Genomic DNA, 10,621 nt, shown 5'->3' with positions numbered 1-10,621 from the left:
GGGGGTGATGCTCTGCGCCGAGATTAGTTTTCGATGTAGTACATCTGCTTGTTGACGAACTCATCCATGCCCAGCGGGCCGAGCTCGCGGCCGAAACCGGAGCGCTTCACGCCGCCGAAAGGCAGCTCCTCGCCCTCACCGGCTGGGGTGTTGACGTTGGCCATACCCACCTCGAGGCGGCGGGAGATGGCGGCTGCGCGTTCGGTGTCCTGGGAGAACACGGTGCCGCCCAGGCCGAACTGGGTGTTGTTGGCCAGCTCGAGTGCTTCCTCGTCAGAGGACACCTTGTAGACCACAGCAACTGGGCCGAAGAACTCTTCGTAGTAGATGTCAGAGCCAACCGGGATGTCGGTGATGACGGCAGGGGAGATGAAAGCACCCTTGTCGGCCAGCTCACCGCCAGCACGCAGCGTTGCGCCTTCCTTTACCGCGCGCTGAATTTGGTCGTGCAGGGTCTCCGCCGCCGCACGCGAGGACAGGCAGGAGTAGGTGCCCTCACCCTGGGCGTCGGCAGGCGCAGCCTTTGCTGCCTCAGCGAGCTTGGTGAGCTCAGCCACGAACTCGTCGTAGATGTCCTCCATGACGATCATGCGCTTGTTGGAGTTGCAGGCCTGGCCAGTGTTGTACATGCGAGTCGTCCACGCCAGCTTGGCTGCTTCTTTGACGTCGTCGGTGTCGAGCAGAATGTAAGGATCGGAGCCACCGAGCTCCAGCACAGCCTTCTTCAGGTGCTGGCCTGCCTGGGCACCAACGATGGAGCCGGCGCGCTCGGAACCAGTTAGGGAAACTCCCTGGATGCGTGGATCGGCGATGATGGTGGAAATCTGATCGTGGGTGGCGAAGATGTTGTTGTATACGCCTTCCGGGATGCCAGCGTCATCCATGATCTTCTGCACGGCGAGTGCGGAACGTGGGCAAATCTCGGCGTCCTTCAACACGATGGTGTTTCCCAGCACCAAGTTAGGGCCGACGAAGCGGGCGATCTGGTAGTAGGGGAAGTTCCACGGCATGATGCCAAGCAGCGGGCCGATGGGCAGGCGGCGGATAACCGCAGTGCCGTTAGCGCCCGTAGGAATCGACTGATCCTTGGTGAATTCCTCGCCGTTGTCGGCGTAGTACTTGATGATGGCGGCGGAGAATTCTGCTTCCTCGATGCCTTCGGAGATAGGCTTGCCCATCTCTTCCGCGGCAATCTTGGCCAGCTCTTCCTTGCGTTCTGCAAACAGCGCTGCTGCGCGGGCAACGATTTCCGCGCGCTCGGACATCGGGCGGGCGCTCCACTCGCGGTAGGCTGCGGCGGCCTTCGCCAGTGCGCCTTCTACCTCGGCGTCGGTTGCCGCGTCGAAGGTCTCGACGATCTCGTCGGTAGCAGGGTTTTGAACTCGGTAAGTGGTAGACATTAATTCTCCTTGTTGTGTGATCTAGCTCCTTTTGGAGCCTAATAGTGAACTAGGTTGAAATAGGGCTATCCTCTAAACTAGCGGCAATTGAGAGTCTTCGCCGGAAGTTATCCGCTTCAGCGTGCGGCCCTTGAAGAAATCCGGGTGCGCAAAGCGCGTAAACAGCATCAGTACGGAACCCAGCAGCAAGATGCCCATGCCCAGCACGAAGACGGTGCCCACCCCGAAAATCGAGGAGCCAGAACCGTATTCCGGGCTAAGCGAATCGAATGCGGTGATAAAGAACATCAGCAGCAAGAATCCACCGCCGACCAATGGGAAGCAGAACTTGAAAACCACGTTGTGTACGCTGCTGAAAAGCTCGTGGCGGAAGTACCAAATGCAGGCCACGGCGGTGATGCCGTAGTAGAAGCAGATCATCAAACCGAGGGCAGAAATGGTGTCCCACAGAGCGTTCTCAGAAAGGATGCGCGTGACCGTGTAGAAACCGCCCGCTGCAATAGCGGAGGCAATCGTGGCCGTAGACGGCGTGCGGAACTTTGGGCTGATCTTGGAAAAGACCGGCGGCAACGCCTTGTAATAGCCCATTGCCAGCAGCGTACGGGCGGGGCCCACCATCGTGGACTGCAGCGAGGCGAAGGAACTGGAGAGCACCGCGACGTAGATAAGCAGGGCGGCCGAGCCCAGCACAGGGGAAGAGAGAGCGGCGAAGATGGATTCCTGGTTCTCCGGGTTGCCGGCACCTAAGCCTTCGTCACCAGTACCCGCCCAGGTGATGACCGCCAGTGCGGTGAGGACGTAGAGGCTGATGATGACCAAGACCGTGATGGTTGCCGCGCGACCCGGAGTCTTTTCTGGGTCCTTCGTTTCCTCATTCATCGTCAGCGTGACGTCCCAACCCCAGAACATGAAGATGGACAAGGAAATGCCCGCCGCGATGAGGGAGAAGTTGCCGATTTCCAGCGGATTAAACCATGAAACTGAAATCGGGGTGAAGTCGAAGCCGCCGCCCTTATAAGCGCGCACGATGGCCACGATGTCAAAGACAACGATGGCGATGATCTGGACCGCCACCAGCACATACTGTAGTTTCTGCGTGGAATCCAAGCCGCGGTAAGACACCCACGCGGCAATGGCGATAAACACCATCGTCGTGGGGATATTAATCCAGAGATTGCGCGTCAGATCAGCAATTTCGGGGCGGCCTGCTATCTGGGCAAGGAAGAGATAGAAGAAGTCCACAGCGACTGCGGCAAGGTTCGAAAGAACCAGGATGGTGGCAGTAATAAGGCCCCATCCGCCCATCCAGCCCACCCACGGGCCGAATGCTTTGGTAGCCCACGTAAAGGAAGTACCGGAGTCAGGCACGGCGTTGTTGAGCTCGCGATACGCAAAGGCCACCAGGAGCATCGGGATGAATCCCAAAAGGAGGACCGCCGGAACAAACTCGCCCACCGCGGAAATGGTCGGGCCAAGTCCGGAAGTCAGCGTATAGGTCGGCGCGATGCAGCTGATGCCGATGACGACTGCGCCGAGTAAGCCGACACGTCCGGTAGCCAGGCCCTTGGTGGAGGCGATGTTATCGCCGCTGCCCGGCGTGGGCTGAATCGGTGGTGCAGGAGTGGCACTAGTCATGACTACTCACCGCCTTTCAAAAAGAACTAGGAAATACGGTCTGGTGCTAGGAAGCGATCTGGGCGAAAGCGCCTGCTAGATCGCTTCGTGGTCGGCGCCGGCGTGCATGTAGCCGGCTGGTACGACGACCATGGGAACGGGAATGGAGCGCAGCATTCGCGACGCCGTGCCACCCAAGAAGAGCCGGCCGGGAACCGCGAGACGAGAAGAGCCAACCACGGCGAGCTCTCCGTCTTGCCAGGTGACGTTTTCCATTGCGGCTTCGACATCGCGGCCAGTGGCGACGTCGGTTGTGGCATAGCCTGCCGAGAGCATTTCTTCGGCGATATCGCCCAGCTTGCGGTTGGCGTAAGCGCGTACTGCATTGGGAACGTCGGTGCCGAGGCCATGCAAATCGGACTCGCCAGGCAGCACGAGCGAAAGCAGGCGCAGCGGAATGTGGCGGCGCCGCGCACGGTCCAAACCAATCGCGATGACATCCGTGGTGCCTGGGCGCGGACCAAACATGACGGTGATGCGGCTGATGGGGCCGGGGTAGGAGTAGCCGCGTGGTGCGAGAGCGATAGGGACAGTACCGGAGTGCAACAACGTGTTGACCGCAGTACCCATTTGGAAGCGGCCAAAAAGGCCGCCCTTGCGCGCACCAACCACGATCATGTCGCAGTCCAGTTCTTCCGCCGCGCGATTGAGGGCCTCGGCCTCAGACTCGCCGGGGACGATCCTGGCGGTGGCGCGGATATCACTGGGGACTTCGCCCAGCGCCTCCTGCAACCAACCTGCAATCTGTTCTTCCAGGATGGAGCTGTATCCGCGGTCGTGCGGGTAGACACCGGAGAAGGAATTATTGGCCGGGGCCGCCATGACGATCTCAAGGTTGACGTTGCGGGTCTTGGCAAGGGCGATGCCCAAGCGGAGCGCGTCCTTGCCATAGTCCGTAGCAACGTAGCCCACCAAGATATGTCCGGTGGCTGCGCGGCGCTCGAAATCAGAAGCAGACAATATTTAACCCTTATCGGCAATCTTCTGGGCGACGAGCTCGCCCTGGCGGACAGCACCGTCGACGTGCTGGTAGCCCTCGGCAGCGATGTCGGAGCAGGCGTAGTAGATGGAGCCGGTCGGCTCGTTCTGCAGGTGGCCCCAGCGGGATAGGCCACCCAGGTCATAAGAGGTGGCGTATGCGCCGCGGGTCCACTCTTCTGCAGCCATGTCGGAGAGGTAGAACGCGATTGGCTCCTTGGTCTTCGGGCCCAGGTAATCAGCCATTGCAGACAGGATGCGCTCCTTGCGCTCTTCTTCTGGCAGGTGCCACATTTCTTCGGCATAAACGTCGGAGACGAAGCCGACCAAGGTACCGTACTGGTCTTCTTCGCCCTCGACGGAGGCAGCAAAGTTCTTGCCGTAGTTGGTGTTGTCGTAGACCTCCTGAACCAAACGGCCGCCGCCGAAGCCGGTGCCGGAAAGGCCCTCTTCGCGCCAGAAAGGCTTGTCGTAGATGGCGTGGACCTTGATGACCAAGCCCATGGAGATGTGCTGGTGCACGATCTGCTGGTCACGTGGCAGCGGCGGTACGAAGGAGATGCGGCTGTACAGGTTTGGCGGAACTGCCAGGACTGCGTAGCGGGCCTTGACGGTGACTTTCTCGGAGTAGGCGGTCACCTGGCCAGCAGCGCCGTTGTTCGGCACGCCGTTGCGAACGTCGGCTGCGATCTTGTTGAGGTCATCAGCAGTGGTTGGGTCAACCTCAGCCCAGTGCAGTTCGCGAACCGGGGTACCGAGGTAAACGTCCTCGCCGAGCTCCTTGGCCAGAGTCAGGGAGACGGTCTGCATGCCGCCGACCACGCGGCGGTCGAGGATGAAGTCCTCATCCACCAGGTTAGAGAAGGACCCTGCGGAGGATGCCATGAGCACTGCCTGCAGGGTGGAGAAAGCATAGGAAGGCTTGGTCAGCATGCCGGATGCTACGTAGATGGAGACGTTGTCGATTGCTTCGGCGTCGTCAGACAGCCCCTCGAGCCACGTGCGGAAGGAGATGGAGTCCAGCTCCTTCGCACGCGGGTGAGCCCATGGGCGCGCCGGGTCCATCTCTGCTGCGAGGTCGTCCATGATCTTGATGAGGCGGTCCATCTCTGCGATGGTCTTCTCGGAAGCAGGGAAGACGGTGCCCTCATACTCGTGGCGGGTGCCGTCTGGGGCAACGTAGATGGACTTGCCCTCGCGGTAGCGCTGGAAGGTCTCGAGTCCTAGTTCATCAACGAGCGCGATGAGGCGGGTCTGGTCTGGGGAGATCCACTGGCCGCCCAGCTCGACGAAGTGCTCTACGCCCTCGGCGTCCTTGACCTTGCCGTTCCACGTACGGCCGCCGACGCGGTCACGTGCCTCGAGGACTGCGACGGACAGACCCTTCTTCTTCAGGGTGCGGGCCGCCATGAGGCCTGCTGGACCTGCGCCGATGACGACGACATCGCGCTCGATGACGGGGTTGGTGTTGGAGTCATTGCTGAAAAGAGATGACATGGTGTTTCACTCCTGAGTATGGCCTTCCCGTTGAATCGCGCGCCTAGACGTGCTCGACTGTGGGAAGATTTGATGAAAGCAAAGCGCAAAATGAACAGCATTCATTTTGTGTTGCGTGTCACTGTACAGGACTCAGTGTGAGTCTGGATAGGGGTAAGAGTCATGAATTTTTTGCGTGCCAAAGGTCGACCGTCAAAGGCGCTGGTAACTCGTGAAAAAATTGCTGAGGCTGCCCTAAAAATTATTGACAAACAGGGGTACGAGAAGCTCACTATGGCCCGAATCGCTCGCGAAATGGGGGTGGGGCCGAGTGCGCTGTACAACCACGTTGAGAACAAGCACGAGCTGCTTATCCTCGTGGAGGACGCGGTGATGGCACAGGTAGACGCATCGCTTCTCGACGCCGCCTTAGCGGGCGAGGTGAGCGTGCGTTACGCATTAGAGGTCTGGGCGCGTTCCTACCGCGATGTATTCGCGCGGCATTATCCGCTGGTGGAGGTCATTGCTTCTACCCCCGTGTCAGGCGCTCCACGGGCAGTGAAAATGTACGAAAAATTAGCTGAGGTACTGGCCTTTGCCGGCGTCGAATCCGCGCAGATTCTGCCGCGGATCATCATGCTGGAGTCCTTCATCTACGGCTCTGCCTTCGATGCCAATGCTCCCCAAGAAATCTTCGAGATTCCCGAAGACGGTGATGTAGAAGTACCGTATCTGCGCAGCGCCCGTGCTGCATGGCTGGAAAAACTTTCGGCTGCGGCAATTAAAGAGCAAAAAGCCGCCAACCCGTTTGCGGAAGATCCGTTTCAAACGGGTTTGGCGGCGTTATTGGCAGATTTCCTGCCGGCGGTTCCAGGTGAGCAACCGCCGTCTAAGTAGGGAAAGGGCGATGGGATAGAAGGCGATTATTCGCCGTATGGGCGAATACCCGCACGCTCCCAGGCGGCCAAGAAGATGTTTGTTTCTTCCTCGGTGGTAATGGAAACGCGTACGCCCTCATCCAGGTAGCGGCGGATGATGACGCCTTCGTCGGAAAGCTTGCGTTCAACCTCTTCGGCGTCGCCGCGTGGAATCCAAACGAAGTTGCCCTTGGAAGGGCGCGCGCCAATTGCCTCAGCTACGCGCTCGCGCTGCACCTTGGTCTCTTTGACGCGGGCAAGCAGCTCCTCTGCCGAGTTAAGCGCTGCGATCGCAGCCTTTTCTGCCATGTAGGTAACCGTCAGCGGCATGGTCATTAGCTTGAGGCCGTGGATGAGCTCCGGGGAGGCGATTCCGTAACCCACGCGTGCACCGGCAAGGCCGAAGGCCTTGGAGAAGGTGCGGGCGCCCACCAGGTTCGGGTAGTTGAAAATCTCCTCGGCAGAGTTCGGGGTATCCTCCGCGTCGTTGTACTCCCAGTAAGCCTCATCGAGGATAACCACGATGTCCTTCGGAACCTGCTCCATGAAGTCGCGGAACTCGCCCTTGGTGATGGTGGTGCCGGTTGGGTTATTTGGGTTGCAGAGGATGATGGCGCGGGTCTTGTCCGTGATGGCCTCGATCACGGCATCCAAGCCCAAGCGGTCGTCCTCGGTGAGCGGAGTCATCACTGGTTCCGCGCCGGCCATGCGCACGTAGAGCGGGTAAGCCTCGAAGCTGCGCCACGGAAAGATTACTTCGTCACCAGTGTGGCAGGACATTCCGATGGCCTGCTGAACGATGGCCGAGGCGCCCGCCGCGATGGCGAGGTGATCTTCAGGAACGCCTAGGTACTTAGAAAGCTCGGTGGTCAGTTCTGGGCAGCCATTGATCTGGTAGCGGTTGGTCTCCGCTGCCGCCCGCGTCATTGCCTCGAGTATGGAGGGAAGCGGCGGGTTAGGGATTTCGTTGGAGGAGAGCTTCAGCTTGTCGCCGTCGGACTTGCCGGGCTTGTAATCAGGGAACTTGTTGAGATCAGGGCGAAGCATATGGTTTTAAAACTCCTTACTTTAAAGCGACTTTTAAGAAGTGATTGATAAGACCTAGAACATGTTCCACACGGTAACCGCCATGATGACGATTCCCATGCCAAATACGAAGTAGTTCCACGGGTCATTTTTGAACTTGGAAAAAGCGTCGAGCTTCTTGAACATGTAGACCGGGACCAGGTAAACGAGGAAAGCCACGAAGATGCCACCGACGACCGAAATCATCGACACGATGGATGGGTTATAGACCGCCACCAGGGTAGTGCCAACGAAGGTGATGAGATAGACGATGTTGAGCAGGCTGCGGTGCGAGATGCGCTCAGCCAGCTTTGGCGCTGCTAGGCGCAGCAGGTACTCTGTGCCTTCCTCGGTGCCCAGCATGTGGCCGAAGTAGGAGGAGATGATGGCGCACATGACCACAACGGGTGCCATGTAGGCCATGAACGGGGTGCCGGTGACGTTAGCGAAGTAGGACAGTACCGGAATGTTTTGTTCCAGTGCCTCATTCATTCCATCGGCCCCCAAAGCCAGGACGCATGACCAAACGAAGAACATGGTAAAGACCACCAGCAAGATGGCGGTAAGCAGCTCCGTGCGGTCAACGCGCTTGGCGGTCTTCTCGCCATAGGCCGGCTGCATGTCTAGTGCGAACTGAGACAGTGCCGCCATGTGGGAAAAGGAAAATACAAGCACCGGCAGAATCAGCAGGATTCCCTTGAGGATTCCAAAGTCGCCTTCACCGTTGTCGTAGTGCAGGAAGCTCTGAAAATCCCAGCGTGGGATGAGATAGATGGACGTTGCTGCCAAAGCGAAGATGAGCGGATAGACCAGCACCTGGGCCAGCCACAGCATGGGCTTGCGGCCCACGGCGAACGCGCCGGTCATAATGCCCACGCAGAGGATAGCGAGTACCCACCGGTTGATGGAAGGTCCACCCAGTTGGTTGACGATGAAGCTATCGACCGAGTTGGTGATGCTGATGCCGTAAATCAGCACTGTGGGGAAGATAGCGAGCCAGTACAAAATGGCGATAACGATGCCGGAGGTGCGGCCAAAATACTGCGTGGCCAGTTCCAGGACGTCCTTGCCGTGGTCGCGGATGGGCGCGCCACTGACTATTCGGACATAGGTGCGGTGCGAGAAATAGACCAGCGGCAGGATGAAGACCGTGGCAAAGACCAGCGGCCAGAAACCAAATCCACCAGCGTTAAGTGGAAGGAACAAAATTCCTGCGCCGACGGCAGTGCCGAACAGGGTGATGACCCAAGTCATCGTGGAGCCAGCAGGTTTGGCCTCCGCACGCTCAACAGCGGTAGCAACGGTATCGCTCATTGAAAAATCCTTTGTTTGGGGACAGGTTTAGTCGTTGTCAGGCAGCGACAGAGCTTGGTCCACAATCACGTTGATGACTGCTGGAATCTGCTTCTCGCGCATAGCCTGCAGGGCGCGCTCGACGGCAGGGCCTGCCTCGGCGTCGGAAGTGACAAGCTCGCCGTGTGCGCCGAAGCCACGGGCGACGGCGGCGAAATCCGGGTTGGAAAGCTGGGTGCCGGAAACGCGATCAGGGAAGTGGTTCTTTTGGTGATCGCGGATGGTGCCGAACTCGCCGTTGGACAGCACGACGGTCAGATAAGGAGCGCCGTACTGCAAGGCGGTAGCCAGCTCTTGGCCATTCATCAGATACTCGCCGTCGCCAGCAATGGCGATGACGGTGCGCTCAGGAAACTCCAGCTTGGTGGAGACTGCACCTGGAACGGAGTAGCCCATCGAGCCATTGCGCACGCTGAACTGGGAGGGGTAGACGTTGGTGTGCATAAACTGCTGCGCCCAGATGCAGTGGTTGCCGGCGCCGAAGGTGTAGATGGAATCCTCTGGGGCCTGCTCTTGAATGGCGCGCATGAGTGATTCGATGTGTGCGGTTCCTTCAGGAGCCGGGCGCCAGTCGGCTTCGTCCTGAACCGTTGAGAAAGCCACCTGCGCCGCGTGCGCATCCGCGAACCACTGCTGCTGGGCAGCAGAGACCTCGCCCGCATCGATCTCAGACAGCGCTTCGGCGAAGGCTACCGGGCTGGCCAGGATGTGGCGGGTGACGGCTGCGGAGTTGCCACGCAGGCTGGAATCGATGTTGATGAAGAAGTTGCGGTCATTTGCGCCTTGACGCAGCTTGTAGCCGTCAGTCGAGACGTCGCCAAGCACTGCTCCAACGGCGAGTACGAGGTCGGAATCCTGGAGCAGCGCAGCTGCCTTCTCATCACGGCCGTAGCCCAGCCAGCCGGCGTTGGCCGGGGAAGAAAAAGGGACGCGGTCGCTGGCGCGGAAATCGTGGACCACCGGAATCTGGTTGGTCTCTGCAAACTCGGTGATTTGGCGTGCGGACTCTGGGGTCCAGCGCGGGCCGCCGGCGAAGATGAGTGGGCGCTCGGCGCAGCGTAGGGCCTCGGAAAGCGCGGTGATATCGCTTGGGGATACCGCGCCGTCTGTCACGTTGATTGGCTGGACAATCTCCCCGTCGAAGTCCAAGTGGAGAATGTCCTCCGGCAGGCCCACCACTACTGGGCCTGGGCGGCCCTGCTTGGCCTGGAAGAACGCCTCGGCCACCACGTGGGAAGCACGGGATGGGTCATCGAGGATGAAGACCTGCTTGGTCTGGGTGCCAAACCAAGCCTTTGGGTCGAACTCCTGGAAGGACTCACGGTCACGGTCGGGGAAGGGGATAAGACCCACGAAGAGGACCAGCGGGGTGGAATCCTGCCAGGCGGTGTGGATACCAACGAAGGCATTGGAAGCACCTGGGCCGCGGGTGACCATTGCGACGCCCGGCTCACCGGTCGCCTTGCCGTGTGCCTCTGCCATGTAGGAAGCTCCGCCTTCCTGGCGGGTAACGATGGCTTCAATGGGGCTGTCATAGAGCCCATCAAGCACTGGCAGGAAGCTTTCGCCTGGGACGAGGTATGCGCGCTTGACGTTGTGTGCTGCGAGGGATTCAGCGATGGCGGTGCCAACATGGCGACGAGTCATAGTTTTTAAACAATCCTTCTTCTGTGATTGGTGCAACATTTTCACCTTATTGTGAGGGACTTTCGGCCATGTTGTCTAATGTCTAAGGATTTTGAAATCCATGCCCATTGG

Annotated in this window: 8 protein-coding genes; 1 reads left to right on the top strand and 7 read right to left on the bottom strand. The window is 59.3% G+C overall.

What is annotated here, in order from left to right:
• Positions 1–23: 23 nt before the first annotated feature.
• From CHU71_RS09805 to CHU71_RS09790, 4 genes are all read right to left on the bottom strand, one after another.
• Entirely contained in the window at positions 24–1,400 is a 1,377-nt protein-coding gene (locus CHU71_RS09805; protein WP_147760943.1) for an NAD-dependent succinate-semialdehyde dehydrogenase, read from the bottom strand.
• A 72-nt stretch (positions 1,401–1,472) separates the two neighbouring features.
• Positions 1,473–3,035, bottom strand: a complete 1,563-nt coding sequence (locus tag CHU71_RS09800) for an APC family permease (RefSeq protein ID WP_070420893.1) — start codon at positions 3,033–3,035, stop codon at positions 1,473–1,475.
• A gap of 75 nt (positions 3,036–3,110) precedes the next feature.
• Complete coding sequence (locus CHU71_RS09795; protein WP_147760942.1) at positions 3,111–4,034, bottom strand: universal stress protein; 924 nt, start codon at positions 4,032–4,034, stop codon at positions 3,111–3,113.
• 3 nt (positions 4,035–4,037) lie between these two features.
• Positions 4,038–5,549, bottom strand: coding sequence for an NAD(P)/FAD-dependent oxidoreductase (locus tag CHU71_RS09790; protein WP_147760941.1), 1,512 nt, complete (start codon positions 5,547–5,549; stop codon positions 4,038–4,040).
• 162 nt (positions 5,550–5,711) lie between these two features.
• On the opposite strand from CHU71_RS09790, the gene CHU71_RS09785 reads away from it, so the two are divergent.
• On the top strand, positions 5,712–6,425 hold the full coding sequence (locus CHU71_RS09785; RefSeq protein ID WP_147760940.1) for a TetR/AcrR family transcriptional regulator: 714 nt from the start codon (positions 5,712–5,714) through the stop codon (positions 6,423–6,425).
• Between the two features lie 26 nt (positions 6,426–6,451).
• Here the strand turns inward: CHU71_RS09785 and CHU71_RS09780 are convergent, their stop codons facing one another.
• The 3 genes from CHU71_RS09780 to CHU71_RS09770 are packed head-to-tail and all read right to left on the bottom strand — an operon-like array spanning position 6,452 to position 10,510.
• Positions 6,452–7,492, bottom strand: coding sequence for a histidinol-phosphate transaminase (locus tag CHU71_RS09780; RefSeq protein ID WP_005528137.1), 1,041 nt, complete (start codon positions 7,490–7,492; stop codon positions 6,452–6,454).
• A gap of 54 nt (positions 7,493–7,546) precedes the next feature.
• On the bottom strand, positions 7,547–8,824 hold the full coding sequence (locus CHU71_RS09775) for an amino acid permease (protein WP_147760939.1): 1,278 nt from the start codon (positions 8,822–8,824) through the stop codon (positions 7,547–7,549).
• Positions 8,825–8,851: 27 nt separating this feature from the next.
• Positions 8,852–10,510 carry a thiamine pyrophosphate-dependent enzyme gene (locus CHU71_RS09770; protein WP_147760938.1) on the bottom strand — a complete coding sequence of 553 codons (1,659 nt, stop codon included), beginning with the start codon at positions 10,508–10,510 and terminating at the stop codon, positions 8,852–8,854.
• Positions 10,511–10,621: the final 111 nt, after the last annotated feature.

This window comes from Corynebacterium sp. LK14 (assembly GCF_008042215.1).
Taxonomy (GTDB): domain Bacteria; phylum Actinomycetota; class Actinomycetes; order Mycobacteriales; family Mycobacteriaceae; genus Corynebacterium; species Corynebacterium striatum.
The sequence above is the reverse complement of the archived record's forward strand: the minus strand, read 5'-3'. Positions and strand labels throughout refer to the sequence as shown.

What these genes read in the sequence shown, in the direction of transcription:
- CHU71_RS09775 (WP_147760939.1), bottom strand. Translation starts at nt 8,824, where the DNA reads ATGAGCGATACCGTTGCTACCGCTGTTGAGCGTGCGGAGGCCAAACCT.
- CHU71_RS09770 (WP_147760938.1), bottom strand. Translation starts at nt 10,510, where the DNA reads ATGACTCGTCGCCATGTTGGCACCGCCATCGCTGAATCCCTCGCAGCA.
- CHU71_RS09800 (WP_070420893.1), bottom strand. Translation starts at nt 3,035, where the DNA reads ATGACTAGTGCCACTCCTGCACCACCGATTCAGCCCACGCCGGGCAGC.
- CHU71_RS09790 (WP_147760941.1), bottom strand. Translation starts at nt 5,549, where the DNA reads ATGTCATCTCTTTTCAGCAATGACTCCAACACCAACCCCGTCATCGAG.
- CHU71_RS09780 (WP_005528137.1), bottom strand. Translation starts at nt 7,492, where the DNA reads ATGCTTCGCCCTGATCTCAACAAGTTCCCTGATTACAAGCCCGGCAAG.
- CHU71_RS09785 (WP_147760940.1), top strand. Translation starts at nt 5,712, where the DNA reads ATGAATTTTTTGCGTGCCAAAGGTCGACCGTCAAAGGCGCTGGTAACT.
- CHU71_RS09805 (WP_147760943.1), bottom strand. Translation starts at nt 1,400, where the DNA reads ATGTCTACCACTTACCGAGTTCAAAACCCTGCTACCGACGAGATCGTC.